Origin of the sequence: Streptomyces sp. NPDC012794 (assembly GCF_042901085.1) — a bacterium.
Lineage (GTDB): Bacteria > Actinomycetota > Actinomycetes > Streptomycetales > Streptomycetaceae > Streptomyces.
In genome coordinates, this window is sequence record NZ_JBIBCI010000003.1 from 248,213 (window position 1) to 268,207 (window position 19,995).

The following is a 19,995-nucleotide window of genomic DNA, read 5'->3' on the forward strand; positions in this document are numbered from 1 at the left end:
GATACGCCCGGGCCGTGGACGGGGCCCTCCGCGGCGGGCACGTGCCGGATCAGCCGACGGTCCGAGCGTCCCGGAAGCCCTTGACGACGAGGTACCCGGCCAGGGCCACCTCCCACGCGAACACCGGGAGCGCCGCCAGCGAGCCGGGCACGGAGAGCTGCGCGTAGAGCCCGGACATGACGGCGACGGCGGAGGCGCAGATCAGCGGGCCCCCGACCAGCCCGAGCACGGCGATGGGCCGGGGCACGAGCCGTGAGCGGTACATCAGCCAGGCCAGCAGGGCGGTGTTCACGCCGAGGGCGACGTTGGGGCCGAGCAGGAACGTCCAGTCGTGGACGGCCACCAGCACCGCGTCGGCGGCGCCCGGCTCCGCCGCCTCCCGGTGCAGGGTCGTCAGGGTGAGCACGGCGACGATGCCGAGGAGGATGACGACCGCCTCCACGAGGCGGGCGCAGACGTACCCGAGCGCGAGGCCCTCGCCCCACCGCCTGACCACCGGGTACAGCGCCACGCCGGTGCCAGCCACGGCGGCGACGAGCACCAGCTCGCAGAGCACGCCGGACAGCGCCCGGTCCACGGCCCCTGGCCCGGCCCCCGCTCCGGCCGCCGCTCCGCCGCCGAGCAGGGGGCGGTAGAGGACGGCCCCCGCGATCGCGGCGGCCTCGGTCACCAGGAACAGCACCCCCGCGACGACCGCCGTACGTCTGTCCGCGTTCATGCGCGACCCCTCCCCCCGCGGAGGTGTACGGCGTACACCTCTCTGCTTGCCCGGAACCCTAGGTGTACGGCGTACACTCGTCAAGCGGAGGAACAGGGGGAGGGGAAGGGAGGGGCCGGATGACACGGCTGAACCGGGAGCGGGTCCTGCGGGCCGCCGTCGCGCTCGCCGACGAGAGCGGGATCGAATCGCTCAGCATGCGCAGGCTGGCGCAGGAGCTGGACGTCGTACCGATGGCGCTCTACAAGCACGTGGCCAACAAGGAACAGCTCCTCGACGGCATGCTGGACTCCGTCGTCGCCGGGGTCGACCCCCCGGAGCCCGGCCCCCACTGGCGGGACGTGGTGCGGCGGCGGATCCTTTCCGCCCGCCGGGTCCTGCTGCGCCACCGCTGGGCGTACCGGGTGCTCGAGTCGCGCGGCGTCCCGACGCCGGCGGTGCTGGAGTACCTGGACTCGATGATCGGGGCGTTCCGTGACGGCGGCTTCTCGGCCGACCTCACGCACCACGTGATGCACGCGATGGGCAGCCGGCTGCTGGGCTTCAGCCAGGAACTGTTCGACGACTCGGGCAGCGCCGGCTCCCCGGACCCGGCCCTGGCGGAGCGCTACCCGCGCATCGCGGAACTGGCCGCGGCGGCCGCGCACGACGGGGCCTCCGTAATGGGCGGGGGCTGTGACGACCAGTTCGAGTTCGAGTTCGCACTGGACCTGCTCCTGGACGGCTTCGAACGCCTCCGCGAAAGCGGCTGGAGCTCAGCCCGGTGAAACGGCCGGAACCGGCCCGAGTCGACGGCGTCTCCGGCGGGGCAGCCATGAGCAGCGGGCGACGGCAGCCGACCGTCGTCCGGGGTGACGAGCGCAACACCGGGGGCGGGGGGTCCGGCCGGGGTTCCTCATTCCGCAGGCCGGGCGGCGGGCGGGCCGCCGTTTCAAAGGGTGGACGGCGTCCGCGCCCTCCCATCGCGCGAAGTGGGACATTTCCCTCGGCGGAATTCCCCCGGAACGTTCGAGCGGGCGGGCGGCGGGGCCCGTAAGCTCCCGTCATGCAGGTGATCCAGTCAACGAAACTCGCCAATGTCTGCTACGAGATCCGCGGACCCGTCCTCGAAGAGGCGATGCGGCTCGAAGCGGCAGGTCATCGCATCCTCAAGCTGAACACCGGCAACCCCGCGGCCTTCGGCTTCGAGTGCCCGCCGGAGATCCTCGAGGACATGCTCCGCAACCTGGGCAACGCCCACGGCTACGGGGACGCGAAGGGCCTGCTGTCGGCGCGGCGAGCGGTCATGCAGCACTACCAGACCAAGGGCATCCACCTGGACGTCGAGGACATCTACCTCGGCAACGGCGTCTCCGAGCTGATCCAGATGTCGATGCAGGCGCTGCTGGACGACGGGGACGAGGTCCTCGTCCCCGCCCCCGACTACCCGCTGTGGACGGCTTCGGTCTCGCTGGCCGGCGGTACCGCCGTGCACTACCGCTGCGACGAGCAGTCCGACTGGATGCCCGACCTCGCCGACATCGAGCGCAAGGTCACCGACCGCACCCGCGCGATCGTGATCATCAACCCGAACAACCCGACGGGCGCCGTCTACGACGACGAGATGCTGCGGGGCCTGACGGACATCGCCCGCCGGCACAACCTGGTGGTCTGCTCCGACGAGATCTACGACCGGATCCTCTACGACGGCGCCACGCACACGAACACCGCCGCGATCGCGCCCGACCTGCTGACCCTGACCTTCAACGGGCTGTCCAAGAACTACCGCGTGGCCGGCTACCGGGCGGGCTGGATGGCGGTCTGCGGGCCCAAGAAGAACGCCGCCTCGTACATCGAGGGCCTGACGATCCTGGCGAACATGCGCCTGTGCGCGAACATGCCCTCGCAGCACGCCGTGGCCACCGCCCTGGGCGGGCGCCAGTCGATCGTCGACCTGGTGCTGCCGGGCGGCCGGCTGCTGGAGCAGCGCGACACGGCGTACGACCTGCTGACGCGGATCCCGGGCATCACCTGCGTGAAGCCCAAGGGCGCGCTCTACCTGTTCCCGAAGCTGGACCCGGCGGTCTACAAGGTCAAGGACGACCGGCAGATGGTCCTCGACCTGCTGCGGGCCGAGAAGATCATGGTCGTGCACGGCACGGGCTTCAACTGGCCCGAGCCCGATCACTTCCGCATCGTGACCCTGCCCAGCACCAAGGACCTCGCGGACGCCGTCACCCGGATCGGCCGCTTCCTGGACGGCTACGGGCAGCCGTAGCCGTCGCAGGCCCCTGCTCCAGCGGCACTCAGCCAGGATTCGACTCAACCTTAGACCGGTTCCAATGTAGGATGGCCTCCTGACCCAGCAGGAGGCCTCCTCATGTACGAGCCGATCCGCCCCAAGTCGGTCGTCCACCGAGTGGACGGCAACCACACCGACGCCCACTACCCGCAGAGCAGCCGGGGCGAAGCCCTCGACATCCAGCTCGCCGGGCACCTCTCCGCGCTGCTCGCCGTCACCGACGAGCTCGGCCTCGACGACGACGGCGCCGTGCGCATCGCCGCCCAGGTCCAGCGTCTGCGCGGCTCCCACCCCGTCCGCATCGCCTATCCCGCGCTGGCCGACGGGGCCGACAGCCGCACCCTCCACCGCCGCGCCCGCGACCTCGCCGCGCGCGCCCTGCTCGTCGCCGCGTCCCGTGCCGACACCGCCGCGGCGATCCTCGCGGCGCAGCGCATGGACGCCCACACCGCCGCCCTCGAAACCCCCGACCGGGCCGGCGCCCACTGACGGCCCCGGTCCGGGACCGCGCAGGCTCCGGACCGGGCGCCACGCCCCGGGGGACGTGAGGCCGCTGTCCCCTGACTCCGCCCGCTAAGGCTCCCCAGGCTCCCCCACCGCCGTCACCCCGCACCACACGCCGGCCCCCGCCGCCCACACCGGGCCGACGGCCTCCGCGCGGGCCGGCGGGGCGCCGGCCGTCAGCCCCCGGAGGGGGACCAGGGCGCGGGCCTCCCGGGCGTCCGGGAGCGAGGGCGGTCCGTCGCGGAACTCGACCGTGGCGACGTACGAGCCCTCGCCGCGGGCCTCCACCACCGCCACCGCGCGCCGGCTCGGCGGGTCGATCCGGCAGTCGGTGATCCGTACGTCCGGCGGCGGCGGCGCCGCCGGGGCCGGGGAGCCGCCGGCCCAGACGTACAGTCCCAGCGGAGCGAACACCAGCAGGCAGGACAGCCCCGCCAGGCCCACCACCCACCCCTGCCACTTCAACGCACCCACGCCCGCGCTCACGCCCATCCTCCGATCCTCCCGCCGCCCGCCGCCGCCCACCAGCACCCGCCGACCCGGACAGCATTTCGAAGCGGGACCGTCTGGACACCGGGCGTTCACCCGAGAGGGCGCGGAATGTGGGTTTTCGTGAGCAGGCTGCACCCGTGAGACGCATCCTTGGCATCGCTCTGGCGGTCCTCCTGACAGGCGGCGTGATCGCCGTCATCGTCCTCGGGCGGACCGGAACACCGGAGGGCACGGCAACGAAGACCGTGCGCGGCGTCATCGGGTCGGAGAAGTCCGGATTCTTCCGCGACCCCGATGTCGTCAAGGCCCTTCCCAGCAGCAGCGAGCCCGCAGACGAGATCGCCGCGAAGGCCAGGCCCCGCTGAAGGTGATCCGGCCGAAGGACGGGGTGGTCACCGCGCACTACCCGCTGACGCTGCTCGCCTCGGCCCCGGCCGGGGCGCGGGAGTCGGGGCGGCCGCTGACGGAGTACCTGCGGGGCGACACGGCGCAGAAGGCGATCACCCAGAAGACCTTCCGGCGGCCGGTGGCGGCCGGGGTGGCTCCGGCGGCCGGGCTGGACACCTCGGTGCGGCGTGAACTGCCCTTCCCCGGTGCCCGGTCGGTGGCGGACGGACTGCTGACCTGGCCGGCTGCGCGCGTGCGTGGCGGAGGTGGAGCTGCCTGCGGCGGTGGAGGGGAAGCCGGGCGAGCTGCTGGACCTGTACGCGGCCCTGCTGGGGCCGGGCTGGGTGGCGCAAGTGCCGGCGGCGGAGCCGGAGGCGGTGCACGCGCTGGCGCGGGCGGTCCGCACGGACGTGCCGGAGTGCGTGGACACGTACCACCGGACGCGCTGGTGGACCCGGCTGACGCCGGGCGGGGAGGGCCCGGAGCGGCAGCTGTCGGTGCTGTCGCAGGAGGCGCAACGCCTGACGGCGGACCTCCAGGACAGGGAGGTCCGCCGTCAGCAGACGCACACGGCCTATCTGGAGGAGCGCGGACGCTCCTGAGGCGGGCGGCGGCCGGGACAGTGGCGCCGGCCCGTCGGCCAGTCAGGCGTGTGCTGCGATGGGAAAGCCTTGGTCGGGGATTCCCACAGCGGTGGGAGCACCTTGGTCGGGGACTCCCACGTTCGTGTGCCCTGTCGTGTCAGGGCTGCCCTGTCGTGTCAGGGCGGGGCGGCCGGCCGGAGAACGGCCGACCGGGTGCTCAGCCGAGGCGCTCGACCAGTGCGTGGTACTGGTCCCACAGCTCCTTGGGGGTGTGGTCGCCGTAGGTGTTGAGGTGCTCGGGGACCAGAGCGGCCTCCTCGCGCCAGACCTCCTTGTCGACGGTGAGGAGGAAGTCGAGGTCCTCGTCCGCGATGTCGAGGCCGTCGAGGTCGAGGGCGTCCTTGGTCGGCAGGATCCCGATCGGGGTCTCGACGCCCTCGGCCGTGCCGTCGAGGCGGCCGACGATCCACTTCAGGACGCGGCTGTTCTCGCCGAAGCCGGGCCACACGAACTTGCCCGCGTCGTTCTTGCGGAACCAGTTCACGTAGTAGATCTTCGGGAGCTTGGACTGGTCCTTGCCGGCCGCGACCTTGACCCAGTGGGCCATGTAGTCGCCCATGTTGTAGCCGCAGAAGGGCAGCATCGCGAAGGGGTCGCGGCGCAGCTCGCCGACCTTGCCCTCGGCGGCGGCGGTCTTCTCGGAGGCGATGTTCGAGCCGATGAAGACGCCGTGGTTCCAGTCGAAGGACTCGGTGACCAGCGGGACGGCGGAGGCGCGGCGGCCGCCGAAGAGGATCGCGGAGATCGGGACGCCCTTGGGGTCCTCCCACTCGGGGGCGATCGTCGGGCACTGCGACGCCGGGACGGCGAAGCGGGCGTTGGGGTGGGCCGCCGGGGTGTCGCTCTCCGGGGTCCAGTCGTTGCCCTTCCAGTCGATGAGGTGGGCGGGCGCCTCTTCGGTCATGCCCTCCCACCACACGTCGCCGTCGTCGGTGAGCGCGACGTTGGTGAAGACGGTGTTGGCGTACATCGTCTTCATGGCGTTGGCGTTGGTGTGCTCGCCGGTGCCCGGGGCGACGCCGAAGAAGCCGGCCTCCGGGTTGATCGCGTAGAGGCGGCCGTCCTCGCCGAAGCGCATCCAGGCGATGTCGTCGCCGATGGTCTCGACCGTCCAGCCGGGGATCGTGGGCTCCAGCATGGCCAGGTTGGTCTTGCCGCAGGCGCTCGGGAAGGCGGCGGCGACGTACTTCGCCTCGCCCTCGCCGGCCGGCGGGGTGAGCTTGAGGATCAGCATGTGCTCGGCGAGCCAGCCCTCGTCGCGGGCCATGACGGAGGCGATGCGCAGCGCGTAGCACTTCTTGCCGAGGAGGGCGTTGCCGCCGTAGCCGGAGCCGAAGGACCAGATCTCGCGGGTCTCGGGGAAGTGCGAGATGTACTTGGTGGTGTTGCAGGGCCACGGCACGTCGTCCTGGCCCTCGGCGAGCGGAGCGCCGAGGGTGTGGACGGCCTTGACGAAGAAGCCGTCGGTGCCGAGCTCGTCGAGGACGGCCTTGCCCATGCGGGTCATGGTGCGCATGGCGACCGCGACGTAGGCGGAGTCGGTGATCTCGACGCCGATCGCGGAGAGGTCGGAGCCGAGGGGGCCCATGCAGAAGGGGACGACGTACATCGTGCGGCCCTTCATGGAGCCGCGGAAGATGCCCTGCTCTCCCTCGGAGCCCCCCTCACCGGTGAAGAGGGCCTTCATCTCCGCCGGGGCCTTCCAGTGGTTGGTCGGGCCCGCGTCCTCCTCCTTCTCGGAGCAGATGAAGGTGCGGTCCTCGACGCGCGCGACGTCGGAGGGGTCGGAGGCGGCGTAGTACGAGTTCGGGCGCTTGGTCTCGTCGAGCTTCTTGAACGTGCCCTTGGCGACGAGCTCCTCGCACAGGCGCTCGTACTCGGCCTCGGAGCCGTCGCACCAGACGATGCGGTCCGGCTGGGTCAGGGCTGCGATCTCCTCCACCCAGGAGACGAGCTCCCGGTGGTTCGTCGGGACGGAAGTGGGAGCCGCGTTGTCGCGCGCCACGATTGCTCCTTGTTGAGGGGTTGTTTGGTGTATGCCCCGTGGGGGCTGCGACCCGGACGCTTCGCGCTCCGCTCATCCGGTGCCGACCGCACTCATCTGATCATCCGGTGGATGTGCGCATATGTCCAGGGGGCCTCTCACGTGAGCATCGCCACGTCCGTCAATCTTCCGTAAAGAGGACTAACGGAAACCTACGGACCCGTAGGTAACATGTGGACCATGACTTCAGACGCCACCGCCGCGCCGGCCGCCCAGGCCTCCCCGGTCGTCCAGGCCCTGGAGGCGGCCGAGACCGCCCTGGAGGAGAAGCCGCTGATGCGCGGCTGGCTGCACCTCGGGATGTTCCCCGCCGTGGTGGTCGCCGGCCTGGTGCTGATGGCCTTCACCGACTCGACGGAGGCCCGCGTCGCCTGCGGGGTGTACGTCCTGACCGCCTGCCTGCTCTTCGGCGTCAGCGCCGTCTACCACCGCGGCACGTGGGGGCCGCGCGGCGAAGCCGTCCTACGGCGGCTCGACCACGCGAACATCTTCCTGATCATCGCGGGCACTTACACCCCGCTCACGGTCCTGCTGCTGCCCGGCTCCACCGGCAAGACCCTGCTGTGGGCGGTGTGGATCGCGGCCGCGGCCGGGATCGCCTTCCGGGTCTTCTGGGTCGGCGCACCACGCTGGCTCTACACCCCGTGCTACATCGCGATGGGGTGGGCGGCCGTCTTCTTCCTGCCGGACTTCATGCGGACCGGCGGCGTAGCCGTCCTGGTCCTGGTGATCGTCGGCGGTCTGCTCTACAGCGCGGGCGGGGTCATCTACGGGATGAAGCGTCCCAACCCCTCCCCCCGCTTCTTCGGCTTCCACGAGGTCTTCCACTCCCTGACGCTCGCGGCCTTCGTGGCCCACTACATCGGCATCTCGCTGGCCGCCTACCAGCACGCGTAGACCGGCCCGCCGGCGGGACGCGGCCGCGCCGCCGGCCCAGCGCTCAGCGTAGGAGGACGGCCCGCCTCCCCCAGGGGGCGACGGGCCGTCAAACGGGTGCAATCCGGGCGTAGGGCGCCGGGCGGTGTCAGCAGGTGTAGCCGTCGCGGTCCGCGTCCAGGCGCAGCGGGTCGCTGCCGTTCACCTTCATCCGCTTCGGGAACCGGTGGCCGGCCAGCCACGCGCAGCGGGCCTCGGTCGTCTTCTTCACCCCCGCCGGGAAGGTGCCCGGTACGCACACGCTCGCCGTTCCGTAGTGCCGGTCGCAGCCGGCCACGGTGGGCGCGACCGGCGCCGCGTCCCGCCGCGCGGGGTTGGGCTTGGGCGCGGCGAGCCTGTCGGCGAAGGCGTGCTCGTGCGGTGCGGGCAGCTGCCCGGCCGCGGCGGCCGCCGCGAGCGCGGGCGCTCCGCCCAGGTGGACCCAGGTCGCGACCGACGGGACGCCGTTCGCGTCGACCCCGAAGAGCATGTACCAGCCGGGCGGGGCCAGGTTGGGGTTGCTGGTGACGTTGAGGTCGACGGTGGTGCCGTTGACGACCGTCATCGGCAGGTCCACGAACCGCTGGTTGGGGTCGGAGGAATGGGTCACCGCCGCCGGGCGGATCAGTTCCGCCTTGGCGATCGGCCGGTCGACGGTGATCCGCTGCGTGTCCCCGTACACCCACTCGGTGTCGATCACCGAGGTGAGCTTCGGGCGCGGCCCCTTGAACAGGTAGGGCGGGCTGTAGACGGACACCGCGTGGTTGTAGGTGCCGTTGCCCGGGTTGTCGCCGACCGACATGACCCGGCCGTCGGGGAGCAGGAACGCCCCCGAGTGGTAGGTGCGCGGGATCGGGTCCGTGGCGAGGCCCGCCTGGTAGGTGTTGGCGGCGGGGTCGAAGAAGGAGGCCTCGAAGACCGGGTCGGCGCGGTCGTGGAGGCCGCCGCCGGTCTCCAGCACCTTTCCGTCGGGCAGCAGCACGGCGGAGACGTACATCTTGCCCTCGGCGCCGGTCTGCGGACGCTTGCCCGTGCCGGTGTCGACCAGGCCCTGGGGGAGGTCGGGGCCCGCGGTGTAGGCGGGGCTCGGCTTCTTCAGGTCGATGATGTCCGTGAGCCGGCTGGCGGCCGGATTGGTCTCGTTGTTGCCGCCGCCGATGGTCAGGACCCGCTGGTCCTGGGCCGGGGGCAGCAGGACGCTCGCCGACTCGTCGCGCTGGTCCTTGTTCCGCAGTCCGGGCACGTCGGTGATGGTGTTGGCGTCGTAGTCGTAGACCGAGGCGCCGGAGCCGGGCGTGCCGTTGCCGAAGGTGTGGCTGCCGGAGTAGAAGAGCCGGCCGTCCTGCATCAGGATCATCGACGGGTACAGGCCCCAGTACGACCAGGTCTGGTTGACCTCGTTCATCGGCAGCCACTTGCCCTGCGCCGCCGAGAACTTCTCCGCGGTGACGTTGCCCGTGGAGTCCTCCTTCAGCCCGCCGAAGGAGATCACGTCGCCGTTGCCGAGGATGGTGGCGGACGGGTACCAGTGGCCGCCGTTCATGTCGTTGGTCCTCGTGTACTGCTCGGTGGCCGGGTCGAAGACGTACGAGTCCTTCAGGCCCTGGTAGCCGATCGTGCCGTCGGCGGACGGGTAGCCCTTGTTGCCGCTCATCACCAGCACCCGGCCGTCGGCCAGCTGCACGTGCCCGGAGCAGAACATGTCCACCGGCGTCGGGATCGTCCTGACGCTGCCGGTCACCGGGTCGTAGACGGCGGAGGTGAAGGTACCGGCGTTGAACTGGGAGATGTCGTTGCCGGAGCCGGCGATCAGCAGCACCTTTCCGTTCCTCAGCACGACCGCGTGCATGGAACGCACCGGGTTCCGGGCCGCCATCACCTCCCACTCGCCCTTGGCGCACTGCTCGGCGGTACCCGTGCAGACGGGCTGGGGCACGGGTGCCGCCACCTCCTCCAGCGCGTAGTCGTCGGAGGTGAGGCTGCCCACCCCGTAGACGGACAGGCCCCACGCGATCTTGTCGGTGTTCGGCGGGACGGCGGGCGTACGGACTTCCGTACGCGCCCACGCGGCGCTGACCGGCGGGTTCCGCAGGTCGGTCCAGTACTGCCAGCCCGTGGTGGTGTCGTGGCGGAACACGGTCACCGACACGTCGGGGGTGTCCGACCTGTACCAGGCGGACAGGTCGTACTGCCTGCCCGGCACCACGGTCGGGGCACAGGCGGTGTTCTCGGTGACCAGGGCCTTGCGGTCACCGCTGACGCGCCGGGTGAGCGAGACCTTCATGGCCTTGGTGCCGCTGTGGGCGTCGGCGACGGTGGCGAAGGTGAAGTCGTTGTCGCCCCAGCCCGACTTCGACCAGCAGGACGGCATGTCGGAGCCCGCCGCGCCGGCGGTTTCGAAGCCCGGGTTGGTCAGCAGGTTGGGCGGTCCGGCCGTGGCCTGCTGGGGTGCGGTCAGGAGGAGGCAGGCGGTCATCGCGCCGACGGCGAGGAGGGCGGCCCGGCGCCCCGCCCTCCGTCGGATCTTCCTACGCATACGCGGTTCCTTTCGGTGCGGCTCAACTCCTGGCGGTGCGCGCCGCGCGCGGCCCGCGCGGCAGGTAGACGAGCGCTTCGGTGGCGGCGAAGCGCAGGACGAAGGTGGTGGCCAGCGCGAGGGCGGTCGCGGGCAGCACGTCCATGCCGAAGCGGCCCACGAACAGCGCGATGAGCGGGATGCGCAGCAGCAGGTCGGCGTTGGCGAGGAGGGCGAAGCGGCCCAGGCGGTCCGCCCAGTGGCGGTGGCGGCGCCGGTCGCGGAAGAGCAGGGTCTCGATGAGGAGGAAGTTCCACAGGACCCCGGCCTGGTTGGCGACGGCCTCCGCGACGAGGTACTGCATCCCGGCGCGGGTGAGCAGCCAGAGCGCCAGCAGGTTGGGGACGAAGCCGGAGAGCCCGATCAGCCCGAAGCCGGCCATCCGGGCCAGGCGGTTCGCGGAACGCAGGGCCGCCAGGTGCGTCAGGAAGCGCAGCCCTTCGCGGGCGGTGGACTTCGACTCCCCGGCGAAGCGGTCCTGGAAGACGAAGGGGACCTCGGCGCGCCGCTCGGGGCGGCAGCGGACGGCGAGCTCCAGCAGGATCTTGTAGCCGAGCGGCTGGAGCGCGGCGCTCGTCACGGCCGTCCGCCGCATCGCGAAGAAGCCGCTCATCGGGTCGCTGATGCCGCGCAGGGCCCGCGGGAAGAGCCCTTTGGCCAGCCAGGTCGCACCGCGCGAGACGGCGACGCGGTAGCCGCCGGCGAGCCCGGCCCGGCTGCCGCCCGGCAGGTAGCGGGAGGCGACGACGAGGTCGGCACCCGTGCGCTCGCCCTCGCCGACGAGTTCGGGAACCAGGTGGGGCGGGTGCTGGAGGTCGGCGTCCATGACCACGATCCAGTCGGACCCGGCCCGTTCGATCCCGGCGACGACGGCCCCGCCGAGGCCCCCGTCCGGGCTCTCGCGGTGCAGGACGGACACCGGGAAGGGGCAGTCGGCGGCCGCCTTCTCGATCACGGCGGGGGTGTCGTCGGTGGAGTCGTCGACGAACAGGACCTCGAAGGCCGGCCGGCCGGGGACGGCCGCGCTCAGCCGGCCGAGCAACTCCCGTACGTTCCCGGACTCGTTGCGGGTCGGGACGATCAAAGTGACGCCGCCGCCGGCCGCCACCGGCGGAGCGTCGACTTCCGGATCGTTCGGGGCATGCGGGGGCCACGGGTCCTCGCTCATGGTGGTTCAGCTCCCACTCTCGCGGTCGGTGCGGCGGATCTCGATACGGTCCTCGCCCGTACCGAAGACGGCGACCGCGGTCGAATGCTCGAGAGCAGCCTTCACGTTGGGCAGGTCCACCGCGTCGCGACGCACGGTGGGCGAGGAGACCACGTAGTCGATGTCCCGCCAGCCGCGCGGCAGGGTCCTGGTGACGGCCGGGTCGAGGTCCGCCTTGTAGAACCAGATGGCCCCGTCTCCGGGGGCGAAACCGTGGTGGACGGCGTCCAGCCAGAGCGCGTCGTCGAGGAGGACGCGGGTGTTCGCCGGGTCGGCGACCTCCCGGCCCAGCCAGGCGGCGGCCTGCCGGTAGGGGCCGTTGGCGTCGACGGTCAGGGCGGTGCGGTTGCCCTCGTACCAACGCGGCAGCACGTACGCCGCGGCCGCCACGGCGAGGACGCCGACCAGCGCCCGGCGCGCGTACACCACGCCCCTGCGCTCCCCCGGCGTACGGCGGCGGCGCAGCACCGCGTGCGTGACGCTGGCCGCGCCCCCGGCGAGGACCAGGGCGAGGAACGGCAGGGCCTGGATCACGTACATCGCCGGCAGGTAGCCGGAGGGACGCATCGCGACCACGGCCAGGATCACCGCGGCCAGGGCCGGCCCGGCCAGCGCGCGGGCGGTCACCGACCACCGGTGGGTCGTCAGCAGCAGCACGGCGCCGGCCAGCCCGCCGAGCGGCAGGACGGTGTCGTAGTACAGCCAGGACCGGAAGACCCCGTTCGAGCCGGAGCCGGGATCGAGGATGAAACCGGAGCCGGGACGGCTCATCTGGTAGGTGATGCCGTCGATCAGGGAGACGTGCCCGTCGCCCGGCAGCAGCTCGTTGTTGAGCAGGGCGTACAGCGGGTACGAGAGCCCTATCAGGGTGCAGGCGGTGATCGCCCCGGTCACGGCGAACTTGCGGGTGTCGCGGTGACTGTGGCGCCACATCGTCACCAGCAGCGCCGGCAGCACCACCAGCATCGTCTCCTTGGTCAGGACGGCGGTGGCCGCCGCCAGCCCCGAGCCGAAGTGGTGCCACAGGTGGCGTCTGGGGGACGCGGCCAGGCAGAAGGCCAGCAGCATCCACACCACGGCGAGGTTGTCGAGGAAGATCTCCCGCTGGAGGACCACCGACAGCGGGGACAGCCCGAACAGCCCCATCGCCAGCCCCGCCGCCCAGCGCGGCAGCCACAGCCGGCGCGCCAGGACGTACATCAGCACCGAACCGGCGCCGGACACCGCGAGCATCGAGAAGCGCATCGGCGCGACCGTCATCCAGTCGGGCACGAAGAGGGAGGGCAGGTACGTCAGTGCGGCGACCTGGATCCAGCCGAGCGGCGGGTGGTCGTACCAGTACGTGTAGTGGGCCAGCCCCTCGCCCTGCTGGACCGCCCACGCCTGGGCCAGGTAGGTGCCCTCGTCGTCGCTGAGCGTCGGGAAGCCCGTGATGTTCCAGCCCTGTACGAGGAGGATCACGAGCAGGACGGCGCCGCAGAGCAGCAGGTCCGGGCGGGAGGAGCGGAAGCGCACCATCGGGCGCGCGGGAGCCGCCGGACGCGCTCCGGAGCCGGCATCGGGTCCGGTGCCGGTGCCCGAGCCGGAGCCGGAGCCGGCGTCGGACCCGGTGCCGGAGCCGGGCGGGCGCCGGACGGGCAGCAGCTGGGCGGCGGCCGTGGCGTCGGCCGGCTGGGGATCAGTGGCCGTGGGCAGGGTGGCGGTCACTGGAGGCTGTCCTCTCGGATCGCGGTGGCGGAGGTCAGATGGGCGCCGGTGTGGCTGGTCAGCTCCCACTCGTTGCGGCCGCGCTGCTCGCGCCAGACCGCACGGATCGCGGCGCCCGCCAGCATCACCTGGTAGAAGGGGCCGCCCACGATGAGCTTGACGTAGTGCGCGAAGCGCACCCGCAGGCCGTACTGGCGGCCGAAGTCGTGCAGGCCGACGATCTCGAAGACGAAGGTCACCATCGCGGTGATCATGGGGAGGAAGGTGATGACCGCGATGCCGACCGGCACGTCGAGGAAGACCGCCACGGCGAAGTTGACCGGGATGATCACCCCGGAGGCCGCCTGCATGAAGGGCGTCATCAAGGTGTAGCGGGCCAGCCAGCGCTGACCGCGCCCGGGCAGCTGCTGCCAGTCCTTCTTGCGGTAGACCTGGAGGAAGCCCTGGTTCCAGCGGGTGCGCTGCTTCAGCAGGCTCATCAGCGAGCCCGGGGTCTCCTCACGGGTGACCATGTCGGAGTCGTAGGCGACGACCACCTTCTTGCCCACCGAGGACAGCCGCACGCCCAGGTCGCAGTCCTCCGCCAGGCAGTTCTGGTCCCAGCCGCCGACCTCGCGCAGCACCCCGGTGCGCACGAAGACGGTGTTGCCGCCCAGCGGGATGAAGCCCTTCTCGGCGTGCAGGTGGAGACGGGAACGGAACCAGAAGAAATACTCCAGGCAGTTGCGCAGGCTGTACCAGCTGGAGTGGAAGTTGATCAGCTGCACCCCGCCCTGGACCACGTCCGCGCCCGTGGCGCGGAAGGCGTGGTCGACGTGGGTGAGCAGCTCGGGGTGGACCTGGTCCTCGGCGTCGAAGACCCCGACGATGTCGCCCCGGCAGTGCGGGAGGGCCGTGTTGAGGGCCTTCGGCTTGTTCTTGGTCTCGTGGTGGTCGACGACGACCCGTACGCGCTCGGGCGCGCCGGCCGCGGCGCGGGCGGCCACCGCGGCCGTCTCCGGGTCGTCGTGGCCGACGATGACGATGATCTCGTAATCGGTGTGGCTCGATTCGAGCAGCCGGTCGATCGTGTGTTCCAGCACGGCCTGCTCGTGACGGGCGGGCAGCAGCAGCGAGAAGGAGAGCCGGCCCCCGCCGTCAGGGCTGTCGAAGCGGGTCGAGGCCAGCGTCTCGGGCGTGCGCCAGGCGTGCATCTGCCACCACAGCGTGAACGCGGCCATCCAGAAGAGCGCCAGAGAAATGGCGGAAACAAAGACAGAGGTGAGCAAACCGTCCCCCGCAGACAAGCCGCAACCCCAGGCGGCGACCGAACCCCGGAGGACGGCCCGGCCCCCCGGCCCGCCGCCTCCGCTTCCCCCACGCGCGCACCCCCCAGTGCGCGATCTCGGTTACTCCCGGAGACACGAGACTAGGCAGCGAGGACGAAGGTCAGGCGCCGCACGAATAAAAACCACATTTCCAAGTGGCCCCAGCGCAACCGGAATTGACGCCACTCCGCCCCAATCAGGGACGTACCACACCCAACTGCTCGGCCAACTCGACCGGTTCGGTCGTAGGCCGCGCGCAGACGAAATGTCGGCACACGTACGCCGTCGGAAGGTCGCGCACCAGTGTGCGCTCGGCCAGAAGGGGGAACTCCCCGCCACTGCCGTCGGCGTTGCGCGGCGGCCCGACCGCCACCACCGCCCCCGGAGCCGTCCCCAGCAACGCCGTCCGGTGCAGCGCGGCCGTCGCCGGATCCTCCGGATGCCCCACCACCGCCACCTCACGCGGCCCGTCGACGAGCGCCTCCGCGACCGCCAGCCCGTGCCCGATGAAACGCGGGGCGCGCGGCCCGAGCGCGTGCACCACCCCGAGCGCCCGCTCCGCCGCCTCCCGGTGGGGCCGCGACCCCGTGTGCGCGGCGTACGACAGCAGCGCGCCGGCGGCCGCCGTCCAGCCCGAGGGGGCGGCCGTGTCGGTGGGGTCCTGCGGCCGGCGGATCAGCTGCTCGGCGTCGTGCGCGGTGTCGTACAGCGACCCGTCCTCGGCGGTGAACCGCGCCATCACCAGGTCGACGAGGAACCCGGCGAACTCCAGCCACACCCCCTCCCCCGTGACGGAGGCCAGCGCGAGGAACCCCTCGGCGACGTCCCCGTAGTCCTCCAGCACCCCCGCGTTCGCGCCGGCCCTCCCGTCCTTGCTGGTCCGCGCCAGCCGGGCCCTGCCGTCCATGTGCACCCGCACCAGCAGGTCGGCGGCCTCGATGGCCCGCTCCACCAGGTCCGGCCGCTCGAAGAAGGCCCCGCACTCGGCGAGCGCCGCGACGGCCAGCCCGTTCCAGGCGGCGACGACCTTGTCGTCCCGCCCAGGCGCGGGCCGCAGGGCCCGGGCCGCCAGCAGCCGCTCCCTGACGGAGGCGATCCGCTCCGCCTCCACCGCCGGCCCGGCCGACGGCAGTTGCAGCACCGACTTGCCGTGCTCGAAGGTCCCCTCCTCGGTGACCCCGAAGTACGCGGCGGCGAGGGCCCCGTCCTCCTCCCCGAGCACCTCGGCCAGCTGCGCGGGCGTCCAGGCGTAGTACGCCCCCTCGACGTGCCCGCCGGTCAGCGGATCCTCACTGTCGGCATCGAGCGCCGACGCGAACCCGCCCTGCTCGGTGCGCAGCTCCCGCACCATGAAGTCGGCCGTCTCCAGCGCGACGCGCCGCGCCAGATCGGACCCGGTGGCCCGCCACAGGTGCGCGTACACCCGGCACAGCAGCGCGTTGTCGTACAGCATCTTCTCGAAGTGGGGTACCAAAGGTCCATTCGGACGGGGCGTGAGTACGTACCGGTGGAACCCCCCTCCCACCTGGTCGTACAGGCTCGAACGAGCCATCGCGCCGCACAGTCCCTCCGCCATCTCCAGGGCAGCCACCGAACCGGCACGCGCGTGGTGGCGCAACAGGAACTCGACCACCATCGACGGCGGGAACTTGGTGTCGCCCTTGAACCAACCGCTCGCGGGGTCGATGTCCCGGGTCAGCTGGAGGAGCGCCAGGGCCTGAGTCTCGTCGGTGGGCGATCCTGTGGACTCGATCCTCAGCTCCCGCCCGGCAAGATCCCTGGTGATCTTCGCGGCGACTTCGCCCACCTCGTCACGCCGACTCGTCCACGCGCTGTGAACACCTTCGAGCACCTGCCGGAATGACGGCATCCCATGGCGGGGCTCCGGCGGGAAATACGTGCCGAAGTAGAACGGCTGCGCGTCCGGCGTCATGAAGACGGACATCGGCCAGCCGCCCTGGCCCGTGGCGGCCTGCACGGCTTCCATGTAGACAGCGTCCACGTCCGGCCGCTCTTCACGGTCCACCTTGACGGACACGAAGTGCTCGTTCATGTACGCAGCGGTGTCGTCGTTCTCGAAGGACTCATGTGCCATGACATGGCACCAGTGGCACGCGCTGTAGCCCACGCTCAAGAACACTGGGACGTTGCGCCGCCGGGCTTCTTCGAACGCGACGGTCTCCCAAGGCCACCAGTCGACGGGGTTATCCGCGTGCTGGAGGAGGTAGGGGGATGTGGCCTGCGCAAGTCGGTTCGACATACCCCCATCCTTACGCACCCGGCCTCCGGCCGCCCATGCGCCACAGGGGCGGCACACAAACGGGGGCCGAGGGGTCCGGTCCGTGCTCGCGCGGCCGGTCCGGCTGGCGAGTGGCCGCGTTGCGCCGCCATCACAGCTCCGGCCGGCCCTCACGCGGCCCGATGCGACCACGCCGGGGGGAGCAGAACCAGCTCCCCCGGCGCCTGACCGAGGTTGCCCGCACGTTGCCCGAGGGCACCCATGGCAACGGTGACCTGCGCACGAGCAGGGGTCCTACTTCTCGGTGGTCGTGTCCTTCTCCGACAGCCAGTCGAACTCGAGCCGTTCCAGGATGGGGGTGTGGTCCCCCTGCCGCGCGGCGGGCTTGACCGTGATGCCCTTCTCTCCGAGAGCGCACTTCAGGAGCATCCGCTTGTCGGCCACACTCGCCGCTTCCCATGCCTCACGCAGCGTGTCGGCTTGCCCGAGGGGCGACAGGTCTGCCTCAGCATCCAATGCCTCAAGGGTCGCGGTGGTGCTCTCGATGACAGCGCGCTGCCCTTCGCTCAGCTCCTCGAAGCGCTCTTCGTCCATCTTCCCGTACACGTAGAAGTCGTCTTCCAGCTTCCTCACACGCCACTGGGCGGCCTCAAGGGCCTTCCGGACCTCGTCCTTCTTCGCCTGCGTTTCGGGGTCCGCGAAGGCGAGCCACCGGCGGGCAATCTCGGTGATCACCGGGTCGCCGGGTTGAAGAGCCGTGATGTGGCGGACCCAAGCCTGTCCCACCGCGTGGTCGATGCGGTCGGCGAGGGTCACCACTCCCTCGCAGATGGACTTGCCCCGCGTCTGCCGGACCTCACACCGGTAGCGTCCGCCACGGTGGCTCATCGAGCCACCGCACGACTCAAGCTCCCCCGCGCCCGTCTTGTCCCGTAGCCGCCCGCATCGATAGCTCCCCGTGCCCAGATACTTCGCTTCCGGCTTCCCCTTCGCCCACCGTTCGTCGGTCCGCTCGGCAATGAGCGCCTTGATCTTGAACCACTCGCCCGGCGTCACGACCCCCTTGCCGCACATGGTGACTTCGCCCTTCTCGTTGCGCAGGGGCTCCCCGTACCCCTCCCAACTGTCCAAGGGGTTGCCGTGCTCGTCCATCCTGCGGCGCCGGACCGGGACCATGCCCGCGAAGAGGGGCGACTGAGCAAGCTTGCTCACCGCGGTGGGCGACCAGGTAGCACCGCTCCGGGTCCGGTACCCCTCCTCGTTGAGTTGGTGGGCGGTGTCCTTCGTCGTCTTCTTGTCGAGCAAGAGGTCGGCCAGCCTGCGGGCTGTGCCGTACTCGTCGGGATGGGGCTCGACCTTCCCGCTTCCGGGCGCGCTGTACAGACCGAACGGTGGCCTGCCCGTTCCCCTTCGGCCTTCCGCCTTGTGCGAGTCATGGCCGATCTTCACGCGCTTCGCCATGTCCTTCGCTTCCTCCCTGGCACGCTCGCTCAGGATCGCGAAGACCATGCGGCCACCCTGTGACGAGTCCAGCCCTTCGGAAACGGAGACGAGCCGCGATTGCCGGCGGTCGAACTCGTCGAGCATCCGGCCCACCGCTCCCATGCCGCGCCGGTCGAAGCGGTCCGTCTTCCACACGCCGAGCGTCTTGGACTTACCGTCCATGACCGCCTGGGTGGCCTTCTCGAACTCCCGACGCCTTACGTAGGCCTTGGATGCGGAGAGTTGCTCGAACCATACGTGTCGGATCTGGAGACCGTTCGTCTGCGCCCAGCGCACCACGTCCCGCAAGTGTCCCCGGAGCGTGGCCAGGCCTTCCTTCTTGCTGCTTCGCCGCAGGTAGGCGTCCATGAGTCCCGACGGCTCGGCCGTCGCGGGGCGGTCCAGTCCCAGGGCTTCCAAGTCTTCAGGACTGAGCCCCAACCCAACCAGCGTCGCATGGTCCTCGCGCACCAGAATCCCCTCTGTATTCGGGGAAAACGGTACGGAAACCATGGGCCTTAGACAGGCACTTTCTCAAAGTGGCTGCCCACCAACCTCGGTCAACGGAGCCCCGCCCGAACCCGCCGTCGAGCGGTCGTGGATCCGCCCCGCGCCGTCGCATCGCAGATGCCGGCGGTCATCTGTAGGGCGCACCTGGATACTGGCGGCGCCCCGGGGCCTTCCCCTTCCCCCTTCGACGGTGCGGTCCGGCGGTAGACGAGCGCCCCGGCCGCGAAGGCCCCCGAAACAGCAAGGGCAGTGATGCCCGGCGCTCAGGGGTGCCGGAGGAGGGGGGTCAGGGCTTGGGTCCAGGTGTCGCGGACGGTGGGCCACGTGGGGGTGCAGGCGTGGGGGCGGGGGGCCGGGTCCGGGTGGCGGTCGGGGGCCGCGCCGTGCAGCAGGCAGAGGTGGGCGGCCGCGCGGGCGGCGGGCGGGGCGTGCTCGTCCGGGCCGGGGTCCGCGGGTGGCGACAGCCGGTACGCCTCGGCGGCGGCGCGCAGGGCGCGTTCTCCCCGCGGGCCCTCGCGGATCAGCATGAACGCGGCGAAGCGGTCGGCGGCGTCCTCCTCCGCCCGGTCGGAGGCGACGGGCAGCCCGAGGAGGTCGATGAGGGCGTGGCCCGCCTCGTGGTGGACGGTCTCGGTGGTGACGTCGGCGGCGGCTTCGTCGTCGCCCAGGAGGGCCCGCTCCTCCGCGAGGTCGTCGTAGCAGAGCTCTATGCGGCGGGCGTCCGGGTCGTAGCCGGTGCCCTCGCCCGCGCAGGAGCGGGCGAGGACGGTGACCCGGGCCGGGAGGCGGAGGTAGGCGTTGAGGGCTTCGACGGCCCGTTCGACGGGCCTGCGGGAGCGCAGCAGGGCGGCGTGGTCCTCGTCGGGCCGGTCGGGGTCCTCGTACCGGATGGCGAAACCGGGGGCCGGCGGCTCCTTCCCGCAGCCGGACGAGGCCGCGAGGAGGGCCGCGCACAGGGCCAGGGCCGTCCAGCGCGGGGTCAT

15 protein-coding genes and 2 pseudogenes are annotated in these 19,995 nt (G+C 71.5%); 7 read left to right on the plus strand and 10 right to left on the minus strand.

Features of this window, described 5'->3' with window-relative positions; genetic code table 11:
• Window positions 1–49 precede the first annotated feature (49 nt).
• Entirely contained in the window at window positions 50–718 is a 669-nt protein-coding gene (locus ACFY7H_RS07210) for a DUF4386 domain-containing protein (RefSeq protein ID WP_388934339.1), read from the minus strand.
• Window positions 719–837: 119 nt separating this feature from the next.
• Here ACFY7H_RS07210 and ACFY7H_RS07215 point away from each other — a divergent pair, with 119 nt between their 5' ends.
• From ACFY7H_RS07215 to ACFY7H_RS07225, 3 genes are all read left to right on the plus strand, one after another.
• Window positions 838–1,485 (plus strand): TetR/AcrR family transcriptional regulator C-terminal domain-containing protein, encoded by a 648-nt coding sequence (locus ACFY7H_RS07215; RefSeq protein WP_388934342.1) that lies wholly within the window; start codon window positions 838–840, stop codon window positions 1,483–1,485.
• 278 nt (window positions 1,486–1,763) lie between these two features.
• Entirely contained in the window at window positions 1,764–2,975 is a 1,212-nt protein-coding gene (locus ACFY7H_RS07220; protein WP_388934345.1) for a pyridoxal phosphate-dependent aminotransferase, read from the plus strand.
• A gap of 102 nt (window positions 2,976–3,077) precedes the next feature.
• Window positions 3,078–3,488 carry a hypothetical protein gene (locus tag ACFY7H_RS07225; RefSeq protein ID WP_388934348.1) on the plus strand — a complete coding sequence of 137 codons (411 nt, stop codon included), beginning with the start codon at window positions 3,078–3,080 and terminating at the stop codon, window positions 3,486–3,488.
• An 84-nt stretch (window positions 3,489–3,572) separates the two neighbouring features.
• Here ACFY7H_RS07225 and ACFY7H_RS07230 read toward each other — a convergent pair whose 3' ends face one another.
• Window positions 3,573–3,995 carry a hypothetical protein gene (locus ACFY7H_RS07230; protein WP_388934350.1) on the minus strand — a complete coding sequence of 141 codons (423 nt, stop codon included), beginning with the start codon at window positions 3,993–3,995 and terminating at the stop codon, window positions 3,573–3,575.
• A 110-nt stretch (window positions 3,996–4,105) separates the two neighbouring features.
• On the opposite strand from ACFY7H_RS07230, the pseudogene ACFY7H_RS07235 reads away from it, so the two are divergent.
• From ACFY7H_RS07235 to ACFY7H_RS07245, 3 genes and pseudogenes are all read left to right on the plus strand, one after another.
• A pseudogene (locus tag ACFY7H_RS07235) lies at window positions 4,106–4,348 on the plus strand (hypothetical protein); the annotation flags it as partial.
• Window positions 4,348–4,617: pseudogene (locus ACFY7H_RS07240) on the plus strand (hypothetical protein); the annotation flags it as partial. The pseudogenes ACFY7H_RS07235 and ACFY7H_RS07240, both read left to right, overlap by 1 nt.
• Before the next feature lie 31 nt (window positions 4,618–4,648).
• Entirely contained in the window at window positions 4,649–4,984 is a 336-nt protein-coding gene (locus tag ACFY7H_RS07245) for a hypothetical protein (protein ID WP_388934353.1), read from the plus strand.
• A 199-nt stretch (window positions 4,985–5,183) separates the two neighbouring features.
• On the opposite strand, the gene ACFY7H_RS07250 is transcribed toward ACFY7H_RS07245, so the two are convergent.
• The gene (locus tag ACFY7H_RS07250; protein WP_388934355.1) at window positions 5,184–7,031 is read right to left on the minus strand and encodes a phosphoenolpyruvate carboxykinase (GTP); all 1,848 of its coding nucleotides are present in this window, start codon (window positions 7,029–7,031) and stop codon (window positions 5,184–5,186) included.
• Between the two features lie 219 nt (window positions 7,032–7,250).
• Between ACFY7H_RS07250 and ACFY7H_RS07255 the strand changes: the two genes are divergently transcribed.
• A complete protein-coding gene (locus tag ACFY7H_RS07255) occupies window positions 7,251–7,967 on the plus strand; it encodes a hemolysin III family protein (RefSeq protein ID WP_388934357.1) in 717 nt (238 codons plus the stop codon).
• 127 nt (window positions 7,968–8,094) lie between these two features.
• Here the strand turns inward: ACFY7H_RS07255 and ACFY7H_RS07260 are convergent, their stop codons facing one another.
• The 7 genes from ACFY7H_RS07260 to ACFY7H_RS07290 all read right to left on the minus strand — a co-directional run bounded on the left by ACFY7H_RS07260 (window position 8,095) and on the right by ACFY7H_RS07290 (window position 19,995).
• Window positions 8,095–10,521 (minus strand): galactose oxidase-like domain-containing protein, encoded by a 2,427-nt coding sequence (locus ACFY7H_RS07260; RefSeq protein ID WP_388934359.1) that lies wholly within the window; start codon window positions 10,519–10,521, stop codon window positions 8,095–8,097.
• A gap of 22 nt (window positions 10,522–10,543) precedes the next feature.
• Window positions 10,544–11,728: a glycosyltransferase gene (locus tag ACFY7H_RS07265; protein ID WP_388934362.1), complete on the minus strand. Its 1,185-nt coding sequence runs from the start codon at window positions 11,726–11,728 to the stop codon at window positions 10,544–10,546.
• 6 nt (window positions 11,729–11,734) lie between these two features.
• Window positions 11,735–13,474, minus strand: coding sequence for an ArnT family glycosyltransferase (locus ACFY7H_RS07270; protein WP_388934365.1), 1,740 nt, complete (start codon window positions 13,472–13,474; stop codon window positions 11,735–11,737).
• Window positions 13,471–14,742, minus strand: a complete 1,272-nt coding sequence (locus ACFY7H_RS07275; protein WP_388934367.1) for a glycosyltransferase — start codon at window positions 14,740–14,742, stop codon at window positions 13,471–13,473. The genes ACFY7H_RS07270 and ACFY7H_RS07275 overlap by 4 nt, the downstream gene beginning before the upstream one ends.
• Window positions 14,743–14,977: 235 nt before the next feature.
• Window positions 14,978–17,041, minus strand: coding sequence for a thioredoxin domain-containing protein (locus tag ACFY7H_RS07280; RefSeq protein ID WP_388934369.1), 2,064 nt, complete (start codon window positions 17,039–17,041; stop codon window positions 14,978–14,980).
• Between the two features lie 273 nt (window positions 17,042–17,314).
• Window positions 17,315–18,973, minus strand: a complete 1,659-nt coding sequence (locus ACFY7H_RS07285) for a recombinase family protein (protein WP_388934372.1) — start codon at window positions 18,971–18,973, stop codon at window positions 17,315–17,317.
• 302 nt (window positions 18,974–19,275) lie between these two features.
• Window positions 19,276–19,995: a DUF4344 domain-containing metallopeptidase gene (locus tag ACFY7H_RS07290; protein ID WP_388934375.1), complete on the minus strand. Its 720-nt coding sequence runs from the start codon at window positions 19,993–19,995 to the stop codon at window positions 19,276–19,278.